The sequence below is a fragment of the Acinetobacter venetianus RAG-1 = CIP 110063 genome (assembly GCF_000368585.1).
Classification (GTDB): domain Bacteria; phylum Pseudomonadota; class Gammaproteobacteria; order Pseudomonadales; family Moraxellaceae; genus Acinetobacter; species Acinetobacter venetianus.
The window spans coordinates 185,635-206,183 of record NZ_KB849558.1 but is presented as its reverse complement, the minus strand read 5'-3'; the positions used below and the strand labels follow the sequence as shown (position 1 = coordinate 206,183).

The 20,549-nt window shown below is 38.4% G+C and carries 20 protein-coding genes; 8 read left to right on the top strand and 12 right to left on the bottom strand.

Annotated features, from left to right (window positions below):
- Window positions 1-68: 68 nt before the first annotated feature.
- Both lolD and F959_RS06400 read right to left on the bottom strand, forming a co-directional pair.
- Entirely contained in the window at window positions 69-755 is a 687-nt protein-coding gene (lolD, locus tag F959_RS06405) for a lipoprotein-releasing ABC transporter ATP-binding protein LolD (protein ID WP_004878462.1), read from the bottom strand.
- Window positions 748-1,983, bottom strand: a complete 1,236-nt coding sequence (locus F959_RS06400; RefSeq protein WP_004878461.1) for a lipoprotein-releasing ABC transporter permease subunit — start codon at window positions 1,981-1,983, stop codon at window positions 748-750. The genes lolD and F959_RS06400 overlap by 8 nt, the downstream gene beginning before the upstream one ends.
- A gap of 25 nt (window positions 1,984-2,008) precedes the next feature.
- Between F959_RS06400 and F959_RS06395 the strand changes: the two genes are divergently transcribed.
- Window positions 2,009-2,587 (top strand): PilZ domain-containing protein, encoded by a 579-nt coding sequence (locus tag F959_RS06395; RefSeq protein ID WP_004878460.1) that lies wholly within the window; start codon window positions 2,009-2,011, stop codon window positions 2,585-2,587.
- Here F959_RS06395 and F959_RS06390 read toward each other — a convergent pair.
- From F959_RS06390 to F959_RS06380, 3 genes are all read right to left on the bottom strand, one after another.
- The gene (locus F959_RS06390) at window positions 2,584-3,477 is read right to left on the bottom strand and encodes a DMT family transporter (RefSeq protein ID WP_004878459.1); all 894 of its coding nucleotides are present in this window, start codon (window positions 3,475-3,477) and stop codon (window positions 2,584-2,586) included. The two genes, F959_RS06395 and F959_RS06390, sit on opposite strands and share 4 nt — an antisense overlap.
- Before the next feature lie 7 nt (window positions 3,478-3,484).
- Window positions 3,485-3,955 (bottom strand): YaiI/YqxD family protein, encoded by a 471-nt coding sequence (locus F959_RS06385; protein ID WP_004878458.1) that lies wholly within the window; start codon window positions 3,953-3,955, stop codon window positions 3,485-3,487.
- 95 nt (window positions 3,956-4,050) lie between these two features.
- Window positions 4,051-4,479, bottom strand: coding sequence for a tetratricopeptide repeat protein (locus F959_RS06380; RefSeq protein WP_004878457.1), 429 nt, complete (start codon window positions 4,477-4,479; stop codon window positions 4,051-4,053).
- A gap of 172 nt (window positions 4,480-4,651) precedes the next feature.
- Between F959_RS06380 and F959_RS06375 the strand changes: the two genes are divergently transcribed.
- Entirely contained in the window at window positions 4,652-5,590 is a 939-nt protein-coding gene (locus tag F959_RS06375) for a hypothetical protein (RefSeq protein WP_004878456.1), read from the top strand.
- A gap of 35 nt (window positions 5,591-5,625) precedes the next feature.
- Complete coding sequence (locus F959_RS16710) at window positions 5,626-5,769, top strand: hypothetical protein (protein ID WP_004878454.1); 144 nt, start codon at window positions 5,626-5,628, stop codon at window positions 5,767-5,769.
- A 78-nt stretch (window positions 5,770-5,847) separates the two neighbouring features.
- Here F959_RS16710 and serC read toward each other — a convergent pair whose 3' ends face one another.
- Window positions 5,848-6,927 carry a 3-phosphoserine/phosphohydroxythreonine transaminase gene (gene serC / locus F959_RS06370; RefSeq protein ID WP_004878453.1) on the bottom strand — a complete coding sequence of 360 codons (1,080 nt, stop codon included), beginning with the start codon at window positions 6,925-6,927 and terminating at the stop codon, window positions 5,848-5,850.
- A 348-nt stretch (window positions 6,928-7,275) separates the two neighbouring features.
- Here serC and F959_RS06365 point away from each other — a divergent pair, with 348 nt between their 5' ends.
- The 4 genes from F959_RS06365 to F959_RS06350 are packed head-to-tail and all read left to right on the top strand — an operon-like array spanning window position 7,276 to window position 12,191.
- Window positions 7,276-8,772 carry a TolC family protein gene (locus F959_RS06365; protein ID WP_004878452.1) on the top strand — a complete coding sequence of 499 codons (1,497 nt, stop codon included), beginning with the start codon at window positions 7,276-7,278 and terminating at the stop codon, window positions 8,770-8,772.
- 12 nt (window positions 8,773-8,784) lie between these two features.
- Window positions 8,785-9,948, top strand: coding sequence for an HlyD family secretion protein (locus tag F959_RS06360; protein ID WP_004878451.1), 1,164 nt, complete (start codon window positions 8,785-8,787; stop codon window positions 9,946-9,948).
- A gap of 3 nt (window positions 9,949-9,951) precedes the next feature.
- Window positions 9,952-11,082, top strand: coding sequence for an ABC transporter permease (locus F959_RS06355; RefSeq protein WP_004878450.1), 1,131 nt, complete (start codon window positions 9,952-9,954; stop codon window positions 11,080-11,082).
- Window positions 11,079-12,191 (top strand): ABC transporter permease, encoded by a 1,113-nt coding sequence (locus F959_RS06350; protein ID WP_004878449.1) that lies wholly within the window; start codon window positions 11,079-11,081, stop codon window positions 12,189-12,191. The genes F959_RS06355 and F959_RS06350 overlap by 4 nt, the downstream gene beginning before the upstream one ends.
- Window positions 12,192-12,215: 24 nt before the next feature.
- On the opposite strand, the gene gyrA is transcribed toward F959_RS06350, so the two are convergent.
- The 6 genes from gyrA to xerA all read right to left on the bottom strand — a co-directional run bounded on the left by gyrA (window position 12,216) and on the right by xerA (window position 19,753).
- On the bottom strand, window positions 12,216-14,948 hold the full coding sequence (gene gyrA, locus F959_RS06345) for a DNA gyrase subunit A (RefSeq protein WP_004878448.1): 2,733 nt from the start codon (window positions 14,946-14,948) through the stop codon (window positions 12,216-12,218).
- A 353-nt stretch (window positions 14,949-15,301) separates the two neighbouring features.
- Window positions 15,302-15,937 (bottom strand): hypothetical protein, encoded by a 636-nt coding sequence (locus F959_RS06340; protein ID WP_004878447.1) that lies wholly within the window; start codon window positions 15,935-15,937, stop codon window positions 15,302-15,304.
- A gap of 186 nt (window positions 15,938-16,123) precedes the next feature.
- Entirely contained in the window at window positions 16,124-17,059 is a 936-nt protein-coding gene (locus tag F959_RS06335) for an FAD-binding protein (protein ID WP_004878446.1), read from the bottom strand.
- A 12-nt stretch (window positions 17,060-17,071) separates the two neighbouring features.
- Window positions 17,072-17,821, bottom strand: a complete 750-nt coding sequence (locus F959_RS06330) for an electron transfer flavoprotein subunit beta/FixA family protein (RefSeq protein ID WP_004878445.1) — start codon at window positions 17,819-17,821, stop codon at window positions 17,072-17,074.
- A gap of 470 nt (window positions 17,822-18,291) precedes the next feature.
- Window positions 18,292-18,870: an HD domain-containing protein gene (locus tag F959_RS06325; protein ID WP_004878444.1), complete on the bottom strand. Its 579-nt coding sequence runs from the start codon at window positions 18,868-18,870 to the stop codon at window positions 18,292-18,294.
- Entirely contained in the window at window positions 18,860-19,753 is an 894-nt protein-coding gene (xerA, locus tag F959_RS06320) for a site-specific tyrosine recombinase/integron integrase (RefSeq protein WP_017196828.1), read from the bottom strand. The genes F959_RS06325 and xerA overlap by 11 nt, the downstream gene beginning before the upstream one ends.
- A gap of 160 nt (window positions 19,754-19,913) precedes the next feature.
- Between xerA and F959_RS06315 the strand changes: the two genes are divergently transcribed.
- Window positions 19,914-20,525 carry a LysE family translocator gene (locus F959_RS06315; RefSeq protein ID WP_004878442.1) on the top strand — a complete coding sequence of 204 codons (612 nt, stop codon included), beginning with the start codon at window positions 19,914-19,916 and terminating at the stop codon, window positions 20,523-20,525.
- Window positions 20,526-20,549 lie beyond the last annotated feature (24 nt).

Below are 20,549 nucleotides of genomic sequence, written 5' to 3'. Positions count from 1 at the left end.
TTTTGATTTTTCTAAGGGCAAAATTAAAGCCCTTTTTCAGGGCTTTAACAAGAGTACAAACTAAAAAATTATGGCTGATCAATCCATAAACCATCTTGCATATGCAAAATTGAATCAGCAGATTGTGCCAATTGCTCGTCGTGTGTCACGATCAGCATCGCCATATTCAGCTCTTTTTTCAGATCAGTCAGCAGCTCAAAAATACTGAGTGCCGTTTTACGATCAAGGTTTCCTGTTGGTTCATCAGCAAGTACAACTGCAGGTTTCGTTACTAATGCACGCGCCAATGCAACACGCTGACGCTCACCACCAGACAGCTCACCAGGTTTATGCTCCATACGATGCGATAGACCTACACGATCAAGTAAATACTCAGCTTGTCTTTTCACATCTTTAAAATTGCTTTCACGACGCAACATCAAAGGCATTGCAACATTTTCAAGCGCTGAAAATTCAGGTAACAAATGATGGAACTGATAAACGAAACCTAAATGCTGGTTACGCTTGTAACCACGTTCTGCTTCGCCTAAATTATCAAAACGTTGGCCGTGTAAAAAAACCTGTCCTTGTGTTGGCTGCTCTAAACCACCCAACACATGCAATAAGGTACTTTTACCTGAACCGCTTGAACCAACGATTGAAACAAATTCACCCGCATTAACTTGTAAAGATAGACCTTTAATCACTTCAACTTTAGTTTTACCATCATCAAAATGTTTAAAAATATCTTTGGCTTCTAATACAATTTTACTCATAACGTAATGCCTCAGCAGGTTGAACTTTGGCTGCACGCAATGCAGGATAAATTGTCGCCAAGAAACTCAGCAATAATGAAACAATGACAATAATAACAACATCTTGCCATCTTAAATACGAAGGTAAGTAATGTACAAAATAGGCATCAAACAGATTCAAACCTAAGGCAGTATTAAACCAAGAAATAATATCACTGATGGTTAAAGCCAACGTTACCCCTAAAATCGTACCCGCAATTGTACCGATTACCCCAATCACAGTTCCTTGCACCATGAAAATTTTAGTAATCATCGATGGTGAAGCACCTAAAGTACGTAAGATTGCAATATCTGACTTTTTATCTGTTACGACCATCACCAGTGATGAAACGATGTTAAACGCGGCAACCACGATGATAAGGAATAATAATAATCCAACAAGTGTTTTTTCCATTTGAATCGCATTGAACAAATTACCGTGGGTATATGTCCAGTTCGATGCGTAGAAATTACTTGGTAATTGGCTCACGATTTCGTCGGCTACTTTGGGTGCTGCGAAAATATTATCAAGTTTTAAACGTACACCTTGAGCCCCATCAGGTAGACGTAATAATGTCGATGCATCATTCAAGGCAATATAACCCACCATCGAATCAACTTCAGCGCCTACACTAAAAATACCCACGATTTTAAATCTTTTAAAACGAGGTACTACACCAGCTGGTGACGGCGTTGCTTCTGGTAAAACCAAAGTGACATTATCATTAAGCCCCAAGCCTAATGCATCTGTCATATCCTTACCAAGCACGATCCCAAACTCACCTTTTTTAAGTGAATTTAAATCACCTGCCACCATATGGTTCTGGATGATAGATACTTTCTTTTCGTATTCAGGTTCAATCCCTGTCACCATGATGCCTGCGACCTGCCCTTGAGCGGTCAACATGCCTTGTAATTGGGTAAAAGGTGCAGCACCCGTCACATGCGAATGTTGTTCAACCTTTTTTACAAGCTCAGGCCAATCTGTTAGAATTTGAGTAGAAGAAACAGTAGCTTGAGGAACCATTCCAAGGACACGGTTTTTAAGCTCACGATCAAAACCATTCATCACAGATAATACTGTAATGAGGACTGCAACGCCGAGAGTTAAACCAATCATGGAAACCAAGGCAATAAAAGAAATAAAATGATTACTCCGCCGAGCACGAGTGTATCTCAACCCTATATACAGCGAAATTGGCTTAAACATACCATCTAGTCCGAGGTGATTTATTATGGAAAGTTCACAACATCATCTTGTTGACGACAACACAGAACGTCGTGTGATGTCTCGTATTGATGCCGTGTTGAGAATCAACTATCAAGTCATTCCAGATGATGTTGCACTGAATGACCCATATGACTCTCATTTTGTATTGCCACGCTATTTTCTACTACTTGCAGAATTAGATCAATTTGATCATGCATTTCGCTACGAATTAGAACAATTAAATGAAAAAGATCAACAAATTGCTCGCATCTTATCCCTATTTAATCAAAAGTTGAACCTTATCACAGGGTCTTTCTATGACAATATTGTGCAATCTTTATTGCCAGTGCCTGAGCAAGTTAACTTCTCTGAAAATGGCTTAAGTTTCTTCAGTACCCAAGATCTTAATGAAGGCACCTATATTCATATTACGTTAAGCCACCCTGAAAACTTCTTTCACATAGCAGCAACTGCGCAAGTGGCATATAGTACAGCCGAAGAGCACGGAAAATTTAGAATCGGGGCTTACTTTATTACGATTAACCCTCAAGATCGTGCAAAGCTTGCTGACAGTATTCAGCTGAGTGACAACAATCAAAGTTAAATTTTTAAACGACGGTACATTTTTAAATCTTTATAGAAATAAAGTAGCAAACCAAATAAGATGATGACAGCACCAACAAACACGCGGATTGATAGCTGTTCATTATTGAGATAAGCACCGACTAAAATTGCTAACATTGGTGTCATCACTGTTGTAAGTGAAAGTGTTGTTGCTTTTAAATTTTGCACCAATTTGAAATAGCAGAACATTGCAATCAATGAAGCCATAATCACGGTATAAACCAATGCTAAAAGTGACTTAACCGAAGGAATGTGTGTAGGTGCATATTGCCAAATCCAAGGCAAGATCATAACTGCAATGATCGTCGAAAAAAGGATTGATCCTGTTGCTTGTGCCATCGCCTGCACATCAGCATTAATCTTTTTAACCAAGAAAATAGATAGTGAGTATGAAAAAACACTGATCAACATTAAGATAATGCCAATTGGCTGTACATGCTTTTGACTTCCACTCAAACAAATCATGGCCAGCCCAACAATCGATGTTCCCATACCAAGCCATTGCAGCCCAGCTAACTTCTGTTGAAAGCCAAATCGCCCTATCAAACCCGCCATAATTGGCGCAAGCCCAAACATCAGCGCAATCAAACCCGAACTGAGATAAGCTGTTGCTGCATAAGTAAAAATCTGTGATCCGATCAAACTAAATGAACCTGCAACATAACTTAGCAAGGCAAGTTTATGAACTGGAAACTTAATTTTTAAAAATAGTAGAACCGTCATTGCCAACGGTAATGCAATAAAGAACCGAATAACCAATGCCCACATTGGATGTAAATCTGAAACGCTCCAGACAATTGCTAAAGGCGTTGTCGCCCAAATAAATACAAGCAATCCATAAGTGAACATTAAGTTAAGACGTGATGGCATAGCGTGCTCAGCAAGCAGTTTTACGTTTTTGTTTTAAAATCGTTTGATCTAATGAGCTAGAGAATTCACGTTTATCTCTCTCAGAAATCGGTGGTGGGCCACCTGTCTGTACGCCAGCACCACGCAATGTATCCATAAAATCACGCAAATGAAGACGGGCTTTTACATTCGCTGTGGTATAAATTTCACCGCGAGGATGGATAGCAATTCCACCTTTTTCAATCACTTGAGCTGCTAAGGGAATATCTTGCGTAATGACAATGTCATTCTCTTGCATACGTTCCACAATTTCTTGATCGGCACGATCAGCGCCACTCATCACCTGAATAGATTTAATTCTGACAGAAGGCGTAATTCCAACGTTTTGATTGGCAACAAAAGTGACTTCGAGTTGATAGCGATCAGAAGCACGTAAAATCACTTCACGTAAAATCTTAGGTAAAGCATCAGCATCTACCCATAACTTAAATGGCAGCACGTTTGCACAAGCCTAATTGAATAAAAATATAGTTTAGCAGATTAAGATATAAAGCTTTGTTTATTTATCCATGACACTTTTTTATATCAAAAAACTTATACTTTAATTTTTGTTTCTAAAAACTCCAAATACTTAGCATCATCTTCCATAAAAATATCAAGTCCACCGCCCATATATGCTCTTGTTAACTCATCTGCCGCCTTGTCTAAATCATTTTGCTCAAAATAAAGCTGTCCTAATCTCAAATGTATATAAGGGTTACCTAAACCATCTGGACATTGCACTGCATTGTAAAAACATCTAAATGCTCTTTCATAATTATTTAGATAAAAGTGCGTATCTCCTATTGCAACATATATCCAAGTTGAAGCTTCCCACTCTTGATGGTCATCAGGCAATAGTCTCAGCGCTTCAACATATAAAGCTTTAGCTTCTACAAACTTTTGATGAGCAAATAACTTATCACCTTGCTCACACAACTGTAGAATTTCTTGATGAATCCTACTAGGTAATTCTTTGCTCATTACTTAAATAACCAATACATTTTAAAATTTACATACCAAAAATATAGCATGTAACTTATAGAAAGCTAGGTAAGCACTAATTATTTCTAGTGAAATTACATATCCAGACTTGAAAAATTGAGGTTACCCTCGATTTAATAGAATAAGTTCAATCTTTTTAGCATCACGCTTTATGAAAAATCAAAACAGTCCAGAAACCATTAAAATTCAAGATCAAAATTTCGGTAATCATGTCGAGCATTGGAACTTATTGACAGATACACCCGAAGTGGATGTACCCAAATGGTTAGGATTGGCGCTAGATGCACCCGTAATGCCAATGGGCTTATGTGAAGATGAACAAGATATGGATCAGTCATTTTGGCTTATCCAAGGACCAAGTGGACAAAAGGTTTGCATCAATCAAATTATTGCAGTGGAAGACCAAAAACCTCGCGCATTAAAAACTGCTTTTCCAAGTTTTGAAAGTCCATATAGATATGATGCGAAAATTGAGCGTATTATTACCTGTGATTCTGCAACACAAGCAGTATTACGTCTAAATTTAAATAAAAATACCATTATTTATGCCTTCGATAATTTGTTCAGCGTAAATAACTGTCAGTATGATAAAAACCAAACCTATCAAGTTCAGTTTAATGCTTGGGCATATGAATTAGAACCTGTTGCTAAAGATGAGAAAATCGTTGTTGATGATCCAGCTTCAATTAAACATCACCGTGCTTTAAATGCAATTTTGGCTGAACATAATGGTATCGCACCTGAAAATTTACAGGAGCTTATTAATGAGTGGGAACCAAAAACACCAGAAGATCAAGAACCTGTAACAGTCGACTTTTCTAAAATGGTTGCCTATTTATTTGGTGAGACATTAGGACAAGAAGATGAAGCTTGGTTTCAAGGTAATATTGTGGGTAAAACAACGATGCAGTTTATGCAGGATGAATATACCCTTTATGATGTCACTTTAGTTTTAGAAGATGATTTACCTGCAATCTTAATTCGTATTGCAACTAAAAACGTTTTGTATAAAAACTTTAACATTGGTGAATATATTCGCGGCAACCTATGGATTCAGGCGAATATTTATGCTAAAACTGCTTCTAAGTGACAAAAAATCACATAAATGGCATTTTAGGCGTTCTAATGAAAATTATACCAGAACAAACGACCACCAGTCTTATTCATTCAAGCGACCAAGGGCTTAAACTTGATGTTGGTGCTTTTTGCTTTTTTTTACTAGGCATGTTTCTAGCAGCAATCATTTTTCATCAAATTGGCTTGTTCTAATTCTAATTTTTGACCATGACCTAATTCAAATAAAAGCCCTCAATGATGAGGGCTTTTATTTTATCTATAATATATGGCTTATCCGTGACGTTTCGCGAATTCATCCATAAAGTTCACAAGAGCTTGAACACCTTCCAATGGTACAGCGTTATAAATACTTGCACGCATACCACCAACTGAACGATGACCTGCCAAGTTAAGCAAATGATTTTGCTCAGCTTCTTTTAAGAATGTCTTTTCAAGTGCTTCGTCTGCAAGTGTAAATGGTACATTCATCATAGAGCGATTTGGTACAGCGATTGGGTTGTTGTAGAAATCACTTGAGTCAATATAACCGTAGAGCAATTTTGCTTTCGCTTGGTTCATTTTGTAGATTGCATCTACCCCACCCTGCTCAAGTAACCACTCAAATACCAGTCCAGATAAATACCAAGCATACGTTGCTGGTGTATTCACCATAGAACCGTTCTTCGCTTGATCAGCATATTTCAAGATACTTGGGATCTCAGGTTTTGCTTGATCTAATAAATCTTCACGAATAATGACAATGGTTAAACCAGCAGGCCCAATGTTCTTTTGGGCACCCGCATAAATAAGTCCAAACTTATTCACATCTACTGGCGCAGACAAAATACTTGATGAATAATCGCAAACCAAAGGAGCAGCTACATCAGGTACACTCGCGAATTGCAATCCACCAATCGTTTCATTATCTGCATAATGAACATACGCAGCATCATTCGATAGATTCCAAGTGCTTTGTTCAGTAATCGCATGTTTACCATCAATCATGGTGCCCGCTTCAACGATATTAATATCGCCATAACGCTTTGCTTCTTTTAATGCTTTCTCAGACCAAATACCCGTATGAATATAATCCGCTTTATTATTTTTACCGAGTAAATTAAGCGGAATCGCTGAGAATTGTAAGGATGCGCCACCTTGTAAGAACAACACTTTATAGTTTTCAGGAATATTCATGAGCTTGCGTAAATCAGCTTCTGCCTTTTCTGCGACAGCAACATAGTCATTGCTACGATGACTCATTTCCATGATCGACAAGCCCTTACCCTGCCAATCCAACATCTCTTGTTGAGCTTTTTCTAAAACAGCAGTAGGTAATGCAGCAGGACCAGCGCAGAAATTATAAGCACGCATGAGTTTTCCCTTGTTAAAGTGAAACAAATTGAGATGGGAATTTAATCATAGATTGGCGAAGCTTGCAGCAGCTTATCCAGTAAATATTTCAATTTGACTGTAAAAAATAGTTTAATTTTTCAATGATGTTTTTGTGATTTCCATAAATTTTCAAATTGTCTTTTAATAAAAAATATGAAAGATAAATTATTTTAATTTTCAATCTGATATATAGATTAATTGCTCTATTTTTTACAAATTAACTACACCAATTCTATGCATTCAACTATTTAATTAAAAACATAATATTTAAATTTTACAAAAAAAACTTAGACTAGCGCAGGTATTATTAAATTGCGATATATCATCATGTTGAAACGACATAATCGGCCCAATGTTCAGGTCAAACGGTTTCCAAAGCAACTTTGTTTAAGTATTAGCTTAATCAGCAGTGCCTTATTTTCAACATCTTTATTCGCACAAACATTTAGTTATAACGAGGCGGAACAATATGTTGTAGAAAATGCCTACGCCTCTCAAGCGCAGCAAGCTTTACAACAAGCTTCACAACTCGAAATGGAGGCAGTTAAATACTTAGGACTGCCACGCATTGATTTAAATGCAACAGCCTATTCATTTCATAGTGAAACCAGCGTCCCACTCGAATCAAGTAAACGTAGGCTCGAAAACTCACTCACGCGTGGATTTGATGACAAATTATCGCAATGGGAAAATGTATTACCGCCAGATGTAATTGATCAAGTTGGTCAAGGATTCGATCAAGTTGTCAGTGATGGTTTAAATAAAGTACCGAATAATGTTGACGTCACAATTAAAGACCACGATGTTCGCACCTCTATTTCTATGGTGATGCCACTTTATACGGGTGGAAAAATTACCAGCGCCAAGCAAATTGCAACGATTCAAGCACAACGCTCTAACATTAGCGAAAAACAACAACAAGACTCGCAAAGATTTGAAATGATCCAATCTTATTTCAATGTGCAGTTACAACAACAATTGCTGAATGCAAGTTTATTTAATCTAAATGCGATGCAAGAACATTATAACAATGCTCTGAAACTTGAACAGCAAGGCTTTATTAATAAAGGCCAGCGCATGCAATTTGAAGTTGCTCGTAACAATGCAGAACGTACTTATCAAAATGCGAAATCAAATCTTCGCGCCAGTGAATTTAGTCTTCAAAATCTATTAAAAACTAAAGAAGATCTCAACCTGACAACACCACTTTTTGTAAATAATACGCAAAGTCAGTCTTTAGACAAATTACTAGCAAACTATGACCAAAACTCAAGTTTGATTAAAAAGCTAAAAATGGATACTGAGCTTGCGAATGAAAATATCAAAATTCAACAATCAGCGAAGAAACCAAGTGTTTTTGCCTTTGGGGAATACGGTATAGATAGCAAAGAGAATTGGATTGTTGGCGTTATGGCAAAGTACAACCTTTTCTCTGGAATCGATAATAATAAAAATATCCGTGCAGCTGAGCTAAAGAAATATGCTGCTGAACTCATGACAGAGCGAACTAAGCAAGAAGTTGAAAATGTCATATACAAATCTTATAGCGAGTTAAACTCATCACAGACTAGTCATCAACTTCTCACCCAAAATATTAAAGCTGCTCAAGAAAACTTACGCATTCAACAGCTATCTTTTAAAGAAGGAATGGGAACAGCAACCCAAGTGATTGATGCACAAAATGCATTAAGTGCTTTAAAAAGCGAAATGTCGATCAATGCGTATAAATATATTTTATCGCTCGCGACTTTATTGCAAAGCTATGGCTCGATTGACGAGTTCAAGCTTTATGTGAATCAACCACGAACTGACTATATCCGTTAATTGGAGAAATCTATGAGCCAAAATCAATCATCATCCAATTCTGAACGTGATACAGATCAAGTTAAGCAAACGACAGATACTTCTTCAACAGAAACTCAGATAGAACATGTTTCACCTATTGAGCATACCGAAAAAGTGGATGCTGCAAATACACCTTCAAATCAAGAAACTCAACCAACTGAACCACCCAAAAAAAGTAAAGCTAAAATTATTGGTTTAATTGTCCTAATTCTATTACTAGGCTTGATTGCTTTTGGACTATGGAAAGCCTATCAACCGCAATTGATTGAATTGCAAGGTCGAGTCGAAGCTGAAACTGTACATATTAGTACTAAAGTTCCGAGTCGTATTGAAGAATTTTATGTGACTGAAGGTCAAAGTATCAAAAAAGGACAAGCACTGGTTCGTTTTGTTAGCCCTGAATTAGAAGCCAAGAAAGAACAAGCCCAAGCAGCCTTACAAAGTGCGACAGCTTTTCACTCAACCATTTATCGTGGTGCGCAACAAGAAAATATCGATACTCTCTATGCCAACTGGCAAGCAATGAAGACACAAGCAGAGCTAGCTGCTACAACCTATAAACGTGGTGAAAATCTTTATCAACAAGGTGTTATTTCACGTCAGCGTCGTGACGAGATGTTAGCGGCAAAAACCTCTGCTCGTGAAGCAGCAGAAGCAGCATATCAACAATATGCTCGTGCAAAACGCGGCAGTACCGAGCAACAAAAATCTACCGCCGATGCTCAAGTAGCGATGGCTCAAGCAGCAGTGAAAGAAGCAAATGCACTGACTGAAGAAACCAAACTCTATTCACCAACTGATGGCACTATCTCAAAAACTTATGGCAAACCAACTGAGTTAGTTGCAACAGGAGTTCCTGTCGTCAGTATCATTGAAGACCATGATCTGTGGATCAGCTTGAACGTTCGTGAAGATATATATAGCTCAGTCTATAAAACTGAAACACTTGAAGGTTACATCCCTGCCCTTGATCGTAAAACAACATTTAAGGTTAAGAGCATTGATGCCGAGGGTGACTTTGCGACGATTAAAACCACACGCCAAACTGGTGGTTACGATATTCGCAGTTTTAAATTTCACTTGGTCCCAGAGCAATCCATTCCTGATCTAAAAGTCGGTATGAGCGTATTATTCAAAATTGAAGAGGTAAAATAAGCAATGTTTGCAGTCATGCTGCGGGAGTTGCGTTATCTCAAACGTCATAAAGTTGATCTTTTTATGGCCGTGATTGCGCCTTTGCTGGTTATTTTGCTGTTTGGAAGTATGTTTTCATCTGGTAAAGCCGAACATTTACCGATTGTGGTGATAGATCAAGATCAAAGTGAAATGAGTCGTAAGGTTATTCATGCGCTCAGTATTAATCATACGTTAAAAATCAAAACGATTACTTCTAGCCAAGATGAAGCAGAAAAACTGATTAATACAACTGATGCTTGGGGATTTGTGATGATTCCTGAAGGTGCAGAACAAAGATTAGTACAAGCTCAGGATGCGCAAATTAGCATTGCCTATAACCAATCCTTTTTTAGTATTGGTAATACCATCTCCTCCGCCATGCTCATCAGTACTTTAAATGGTATGGCTGAGTATTTAGGGCAAAGCTATCTGGCAAATACTCTTCCATATTTAGATGTCCCCACACCACACATCAAAATCTCGACCCTTTATAACCCAAGTATGAGTTATGAATTGTTTCTTGAGCCATTTATGGTGCCTGCTGTGCTACATCTCTTGTTATGTTGCTGTGTGGCTTTCGCCATTGGGCAAGAGTTTAAGCGGAAAACAGTTTACGAATGGGTTAATTCTAAACAGGTGATTTCAAGCTTACTAGGTAAAATATTGCCTTATGTTTTCATTTTCTGTGCATGGACAGCATGTTGGATGTTTTGGTTAGCGCATGTCCGCGGTTATTTCATTGCAGGTTCATTAACACTTATTTTAGCTGCACAATTTCTATTCTATTTTTCCTATGCTGTTATTAGCAGCACTGTTGTTCTTGCGACAAAAAACCTGCCAAAAACTTTTGGTTTTATTGCACTTTATGGTGGATCATCACCTAGTTTTTCAGGAATCACTTTACCCTTGAATAATGCTCCTGCATTTACTCAATTTTGGTCAATGATTATTCCTTATACTCCCTATGCCAAGCTACAAACGGAACAATGGATTATCGGTAGTGACCTTTATGTTTCACTTATACCTTTTAGTATTTTAGTTATTTTCGCCATCCTGTTCTTTGCACTTAGTATTCGTCTACTCAAGAAAAATATTCAGGAGATTCATCCATGAAATCATTTTTCGATTATTACATTCAGACGTTTAAGAATATTTTTGCCAATAGCTCAGTTTTTACGACATTGATTGCCGCGATCTTGTTATATAGTTTTTTTTATCCAACCGCGTATAAAGCACAAACAGCCGAAGATATTCCAATTGTGATCGTCGATGAAGAACAAAGTATTTTAACGTCAAAGATCATTAGTCAAGCGTCTAACAGCCCTCATATCAAGATCAAGACTGTGACTGATAATTTTCTTGAAGCTCAGCGAATGGTTCAAAATCAACAAGCGGAAGGCATTTTACTTTTACCCGAGAATCTAACCAATAGTCTCAAACGCGGTGAAATGGGAGGGATTGGCCTTTATCTGAGTACTGCATATTTCATTCGAACAAAAGAAGTCGGCGTAGGTTTAGCAGGTTCTATTGAATATACCTTGCAAGAATATCTAGAGAAATTTGGCAATGCTTCACAGTTTCATCCAGAGCTTTCAATTCATCAGATTCCGCTGTTCAACACAATCTCAGGTTATGGAAGCTATATTTTCCCAGCAGTCGCAAGTTTGATCATTCACCAAACAATTTTACTTGGCTTAGCCATGCTGATCGCCAGTTATCGTGAAAATGGCTGGGCTGCGAAACCCATCGAATTTTGGGCAACTTTTACAGCTATATTTACCATTGGCTGTTTAGGATGTTTATATTTATTCGGATTTACATTTTGGTTGTATGAATATCCACATGGTGGCAATTTCTGGGGCATGCTGTTAGCTGTACCGATTTATGTTAGTTGTATTATTGGTTTAGGGATGCTAGTCGGCTCCTTAGTTGATATGCCAGAACGCGTGGGACATTTAATAGTCGTGACTTCTGTTCCCTTATTTCTACTTACAGGAACGGCATGGCCACATGAATCAATGCCAGAATGGATGCAATGGTTTGCATGGACACTGCCGTCCACGAATGGCGTACAGATGTTTGTACAACTCAATCAAATGGGAGTGCCGACATCGCTCGTGATCCCAAAACTCATCTACCTTATAACTCTGGGCGCAATCTTTTTGGCATTGTCTTATTATCGCTTAGTCATCATGAAACCAGTAAAAAAGGAAGCTATTTAGCTTCCTTTTTTATTACCTCAATGATTACGCTTCAGGCGCATCATCTTTTGGCTCAGCAACAACTTCTTCAGAAGTTGCTGCATCAAGCTCAGTATTTTCTACCGATTCCTCTATAGCATCCAACTCTTCGTCATCTTCTACAGCTTCAATAGATACAACACCGACAAGTGTTTCAGCATCACTTAAACGAATTAAACGAACACCTTGAGCGTTACGACCTGTTGTCGCAACTTCTGCAGCACGCGTACGTACCAATGTACCACCATCAGAAATCAACATGAGTTCTTTGGTTTCATCAATTGATACTGCACCAACAAGCTCACCATTACGCTCACTTGTCTTAATTGCAATGACACCTTTACCACCACGTTTCTTGGTTGGGAAGTCATCTACAGGTGTACGTTTACCATAACCGTTAGCACATGCACACAATACTTCGCCAGTTTCTGGTACAACTACCAATGAAACAATACGGCTGATTAAGTTCGAATCTGATGAATCATCATTGTCGTCGCTATCATCATTTTCAACATCCGCATCTTCAGCTTCGATGGTATTGCTTGCAAAACTTACACGCATACCACGCACGCCTTTCGCAGTACGTCCCATTGCACGAACATCAGTTTCAGCAAAACGAATCGCCTTACCTTCATTCGAGAACAACATAATCTGCTGATTACCATCAGTAATCGCAACACCAATTAGGGTATCTTCTTCATTCAGCTCAATCGCACGTAAACCATTTGAACGAACATTACTGAATTGAGCAAGTTCGACACGTTTTACCGTACCTGATGCAGTCGCCATGAATACATAGTGATTCTCAGGGAACTCCGTCAACGGTAAGATCGCTGTTACGGTTTCATTTGCTTCTAGCGGAAGTAAATTGATGATTGGACGACCTTTCGCACCACGAGATGCTTGTGGTACTTCAAACACACGTAAACGATAAACTTTACCCACATTGGTAAAGCACAATACCGTTGCATGGTTTGAAGCCACAATTAAATGCTGAATAATGTCATCATCTTTCATTGCAGTTGCAGACTTACCACGACCACCGCGACGTTGTGCTTGATAATCAGAAAGTGGTTGAGTTTTTGCATAACCTGTTTGAGACACAGTCAATACAACTTGCTCTTCAGGAATTAAGTCTTCACGGCAGAAATCAACACCAGACTCCACAATCTCAGTACGACGACCATCACCGTATTGTTGCAAGATCAAAGCAAGTTCTTCACGAATCACATTCATCAATAAGTTAAAGTCATTTAAAATTGCTGTTAATTCAGCGATTTGACCTAGAATCTCAGTATATTCTGCGTGTAACTTATCTTGTTCTAAGCCAGTTAAACGGTGTAAACGTAATTCTAAGATTGCGCCAACTTGAGTTGGTGATAAGCGATAAATATCACCAGACAAACCGAATGGACGTGCAGGATCTTCGCCTTCGATCTCATCAGGTCGAACGGAAATTGCACCCGCTTTTTCCAGCAATGCAACAACACCACCGCCAGCCCACTCACCCGCTTGCAAACGCTCACGTGCTTCAGCTGGGTTTGCAGATGTTTTAATGGTTTCAATAATGGCATCGATATTTGCCAAAGCTACCGTTAAACCTTCTAAGATATGACCACGTTCACGAGCCTTACGTAATTCGTACATGGTACGGCGAGTCACAACTTCTTGGCGGTGACGAATAAATGCCGCAATGATATCTTTTAGGTTCATCAACTTTGGCTGACCATTGTCTAGGCAGACCATGTTGATGCTGAATGAGTTTTGTAGCTGTGTATGCAAGAATAAATTATTGACCGCAACTTCAGCGTTTTCGCCACGCTTCAAGTCGATGGCAATACGCATACCCTCTTTATCAGATTCATCACGAAGCTCAGAAATACCTTCGAGTTTCTTTTCTTTCACTAACTCAGCAATACGCTCAATGGTTTTTGCTTTGTTGACTTGATAAGGAATCTCAGTAAAGACAATCGTGGTACGACCTGTTTTTTGGTCTTCTTCAAAGTGATATTTACCGCGAATATGCAAACGACCTTTACCTGTACGGTAAGCATCTACAATACCTGATTTACCATAAATAATACCGCCTGTAGGAAAATCTGGACCAGTAATATGCTCCATCAAACCTTCTACAGAAATATTCGGATTATTTGCATAAGCCAAACACGCATTCACAACTTCGGTCATATTGTGCGGCGCCATATTGGTCGCCATACCCACCGCAATACCTGTCGTACCATTAATCAAAAGATTAGGGATACGTGTCGGCATCACTTGAGGAATACGCTCGGAACCGTCGTAGTTATCTTCCCAATCAACCGTATCTTTTTCAAGATCAGCTAAAATCTCATGGGTTAATTTTTGCATACGAACTTCGGTGTAACGCATTGCAGCTGCGCTATCCCCATCGACAGAACCGAAGTTACCTTGACCATCAACAAGCATATAACGCAAGCTAAAGTCCTGCGCCATACGAACGATCGTTTCATAAACTGCGCTATCACCGTGTGGGTGATATTTACCGATCACGTCCCCGACAACACGAGCAGACTTTTTGTACGCTTTGTTATAATCGTTGCCCAATTCATGCATCGCATATAGTACGCGGCGGTGAACAGGTTTTAGACCGTCTCTAACATCTGGCAATGCACGAGAAACAATTACGCTCATCGCGTAATCTAAATATGAATGCTTGAGTTCGTCCTCAATGGCAATCGGTCTGATTTCCGATACGCTCATGCATACTCCTTGTGTACAAATAGAAATTTCTATCTGTTTTTATGTCTTCAATCTTGCAAAAATTTAGCCCAGAAATTGGAACTAAAAATAAAAAATACAGCGAAAAATTATAGCATAAAGGTCATATAAACGGGGAGTACAGCAATCGGAAAATAGCATTTTTTTACAATAAAAAGTTTATTAGAATTAACAAGTTAAAAACATTGAATTGGATTGGAAAAGATACGAATAATTAAAGACCCAATTTGATTAAAATATAAACAAAACGGCTTGTAAAAATAATGATTCCTAGGATTGCAATATAGATTTTAAAGCCCACTAATCTAGAACAATAGCTGCAGGCTTTTTAAATCTTAGTTAGATTCTGTACACACCATTGCCATATCAACCTCAACTGGTCGATCTTGCTGCATAAAGAAAAGAGCAGCAGAAAATAACGCAAAAATAAATGGTGTTTCATATAATTCTTCTACAACATCTTGGCTCGCTAGATCAGTCAATAGCCATGAACCAATAAGACGATGATGCTCGACACAGTCGGCGAAAAATAAAGATACGATTGCTATCATTAAATACCAAAATGGAAACCTGACAAAGCGTACTTTATACGCAATCTCAGCACGTAATTTCGATGAGAAAAGCATAAATACGACTGGTGCAATCACAACCACAGAGATGGCTCTAAAGTAAATCTTTGCAACATCAGGGAAAAAGTCACGCCCCCAACTGATACTCCGCCCAAAAAACATAAACCACCATGCGATAGCCCACATCCAAAACCATTTCTTTTGATCTGATAGGCTTTTAGGCTTCATATAGAACCAAGTAAAAGGCACACATAGAAGTAAGATTAAAGCTTGTACATCCTCGATTAAATGTACATTCCACGTCAATAACCACTCAACTTTTGTAATAGAGATCAGGAGAATAAGCAATACTAAGCTAAGCAAAAATAGCGCCTTAGCATCAAAACGCATATCAAATTTCATCAGGAGATAACCTATCCAAATTGGATAAAAGCTAATTTTAGCAAAAGTGTACTAACAAGTACACTTTAAGATTAAAACAATAACTTAATTTGATAATAGAATTTAGGACGCGATACATATTATTCAGATTTTTTTAATCATAAAAAAACGCTCCTTTCGGAGCGTTTTTCAACTTAATTCAAAGAATTAAAGTTTAGATACCAATTCTGGTACAACAGTGTTCAAATCACCAACTAACCAGTAGTCAGCAACGCTGTTGATTGGCGCTTCTTCGTCTTTGTTGATCGCAACAATAACTTTAGAATCTTTCATACCAGCTAAATGCTGGATCGCACCAGAGATACCGATCGCCATGTAAAGATCAGGCGCAACGATTTTACCAGTTTGACCAACTTGGAAGTCGTTTGGTACGAAACCAGCATCAACCGCAGCACGTGAAGCACCTTGTGCTGCACCAAGCTTATCAGCTAATGGGTCAAGTACTTTATGGTAGTTCTCACCAGAACCTACACCACGACCACCAGAAACTACGATACGAGCAGCAGTTAATTCTGGACGATCAAGTTTAACGATTTCTTCGCTAACAAACTTAGAAATACCAGCATCGTTTGCTTCAGCAACAGCTTCAACTGCAGCAGAACCACCTTCAGCAGCAACCGCATCAAATGCAGTACCACGAACTGTACCAACGATAATTGCTTCGTCAGATTGAACAGTTGCAATCGCGTTACCTGCATAGATAGGACGCTTAAACGTATTTGCAGATTCTACAGCAATGATGTCTGTAATCATGCTTACGTCAAGAAGCGCAGCAACACGTGGAAGAAGGTTCTTACCAGTCGTTGTAGAAGCAGCTAATACGTATTTGTAACCACCTTTCGCGATGTCAGCAACTAAGCCAGCAACGTTTTCAGCAAGTTGGTTTGCATAAGCAGCATTGTCAGCAAGCAATACTTTGCTCACACCAGCAACTTTAGCAGCAGCGTCAGCAACTGCTTGAGCGCCAGAACCAGCAACTAATACAGTAATGTCACCACCAATTTTTTGAGCTGCTGCAACAACGTTTAAAGTTGCACCATTCAAAGCTTGGTTGTTGTGATCTGCGATAACTAAAATACTCATGATTTTACTCCCTTAGATCACTTTCGCTTCATTTTTCAATTTTTCAACAAGCTCGTCTACAGACTTCACTTGTACGCCAGCTTTACGTTCAGCAGGTGCTTCAACTTTAACAGTTTTAAGCTTAGTGCCTGTTGCAACGCCGTAATCAGCTGGAGTTTTAGTATCAAGAGGCTTCTTACGAGCTTTCATGATGTTTGGAAGAGCAGCATAACGTGGCTCATTCAAACGTAAGTCAGTTGTGATGATTGCAGGAAGTGCAAGCTCAACAGTTTGTAAACCACCGTCGATTTCACGAGTAACTTGAACTTTACCGCCATCAACTTTAACTTCAGATGCGAAAGTACCTTGACCTGCACCAAGTAAAGCACCAAGCATTTGACCTACTTGGTTAGAGTCATCATCGATTGCTTGTTTACCAAGAAGAATAAGTTCTGGTTTTTCAGCATCAACAACGCCTTTAAGAATCTTAGCAACTTCTAAAGCGCCAACTTCATCAGCAGTTTCAACTAAAATACCACGGTCAGCACCTAAAGCCATTGCAGAACGAATTTGTTCTTGCGCGTCTTTAGAACCCACTGAAACAACAACGATTTCTGAAACCGTTCCTTTTTCTTTTAAGCGAACCGCTTCTTCCACTGCGATTTCACAGAATGGGTTAATTGACATCTTAACGTTGGTAAGGTCAACCCCACTATTGTCCGGCTTAACACGAACTTTAACGTTGGCATCAACCACACGTTTTACAGCAACAAGAGCCTTCATGTAATCCTCGGCTGTTCTAAGCAAGTAAATGTAGTGAAGAGTATTCTAACTCTTCGATTGAAACTTTTTAGGTGCCCTATCTTGCAATGTATTTGGCATTTCGGTCAAGTCAGAATTTCCGCTATGCCTGTAAAAAAGATGAAATGCTCAGTTCACTAAATAAAATTTGAGTTTGATAAATGCAATTCAGAACAATTAAATTAAAATTATTATGCTTTGATTTATTTAATATTTTAATAAATTCAATGATCTAAAAAACACAAAATTGATTTAATGCTTAAAACCCAAATTAATCAGTTTGACTTATGCTTTAACACATTTTTCATTTTACTAAAACTTGGCAAAAAAGTAAGAACACGAATTAAACATTCTCTAACGATAAAGTGTGTATACAGCTGATTATTAATCAACCGCATTTGAAACATAATGTATCGTTCAAAGTTTATCTAAAGCACAATCATAAATTCTAGCTACCATTTAAACATCGGTAGTGGGCTCCATGGTTTTTGCAATAAGCGTTTTATTCCCAAATAAATTAAGGTCTTATGAAAACCATTATTTGGGAATTCTCTTGTCAATTTATGAAATTTACTCAATGGAATATTTGATCGAACTAACCCAAGTGTGAAATCGGCATAATCAGCCCGTCGAAATTTTTCAACTAAATGATATTGAGAACATTCAGCCTTAGTGACCTTATGATGCTCAGTAATCATTAATGTGATTTCTTTTTCCCACATTAACAACTCATTTGATACAAGATATTGCCGCATTTCCTCAACCGAAGGTTTAATATAATCAATAGTGTGTGCAGTCCATATACCAATATCATGAAAAGCCGAAGCAATCGCAATTTTACGCAGTGTTTCTTTACTGTCATCCTTACTTAACATCAAACAACATGCCGCCACACGCTTACAGTGATTTAAATAACCTTGATAGCTTTGATTTATAACTGCTCGATAACCATGCAAAATCTCATCAATTAATTCACAACAATGCCTAAATTCGACTTGATCTAATGGTTGTGGGTATTTTTCAATGTTCATTCTTTTGCGCCCGTGGATGTGCTTGATCATAAACTTTTGCCAACTGATCAAAGTCGACATGTGTATAAATTTGCGTGGTCGATAAATTGCTATGTCCGAGCATTTCTTGTACTGAACGTAAGTCTCCACTGGCTGACAGCATATGACTAGCAAAACAATGTCTTAATAAATGTGGATGTAAATCGATATTTACACCAGCGCGTTGCGCTTGCAGCTTAACTCGATTTTCAATCTGCCGAGGTGTTAATGCATGACCCCGTTGAGAAATAAAAACCGCTGATTCAGCAGTGAAGTTACCTTGCCAAATACGATAAATCTTCAGCCAATCAATCAAGCTTTGTTTTGCTGGGGAACCGAAGGGAACTATTCTCGTTTTATTTCCTTTACCTGTGATCCGTAAAAGCTGTCTATTGAAATCAATATCTTTAATGGTTAATCCTTGCAACTCAGCCAAACGCAGACCACTGGAATACAATAATTCCAATATCGCCTTATCTCTTGCCCAAAGTTGCTGCTCTATCGGTTTTTCAGGCAAAGCCTGATCTAATATTTGATGAACCGTTTCGATATCAATTAGTCCCGGTAAAGGTCTTGGCTGGCGTTTTAACTTAAAGTCTTCTGATGGATTTTGTGCTAAATACTGACCTTGCTCTGCCCACTTCATAAACTGACGAATAGAGGTTAAATGACGTTGTAAACTGCTTGAACTCAATTGGTCACGCTCAACACGCGCCGCCAAATACTCCCTCAAGTCTGAAGCTTCAACATCTTGCAAATTTAATTGCTTATTTTCACAAAATTTAAAAAAGTCAGTTAGATCACGTTGATATGCTGAAATCGTATGTTCAGACTGATTTTGAATAATTCGTTCTTTTAACCACATGGACAGCAGTTTTTCTGGGACTTCCAATTCGCTCTCCATTCTGACCTGAATCACCAATTATTAAAGTTTAACAAATATTTCCTAAATAGCACTAATAGTACTCCTCGAACAATTATTGATGTAATACAATCGAATTCAAGCTTTACTGAGCGCCCCCAAAATGTCAACGATACTTATTCCATATTTTATTGCAATCACGGTACTTACCATCACGCCTGGCCTTGATACCACGCTTATCATTCGTACAGCAACACTAGAAGGTCGAGCGAAAGCTTTTCAAGCTGCTTTAGGAATAAATTTAGGTTGTGTCGCATGGGGTATTATTGTGGCCTGTGGTTTAGGTGCGCTGTTGATGACGTCTGATCTTGCGTTCAATGTATTGAAGTGGGCTGGAGCAATTTATCTTGCTTGGTTAGGTCTCAATCTTATTTTAAAACCACGTACTCAACTTGCAAATATCAATGAAACAGCAGTAACTCAAAATTGGTTCATACGAGGGTTTTGGGGAAATTTATTAAATCCCAAAGTTGGTATTTTTTATATTTCATTTCTTCCACAATTTATCCCCCCATCATCTTCTCCAGTAATTTGGACGATGGGTCTTGTCTCTATCCATGTCATATTAGGATTTATTTGGTCTGTTTTTTTAATTGCTGCAATGCAGTCAGTCTCTAGCTATTTAAAGCGACCTAAGTTTATTCAGTATATGGATCGCATCACAGGCAGCATTTTTATTGTATTTGCTTTAAAACTCGCATTCAGTAAAAGATAAAAAAGTATACCACTTTATGTTGGT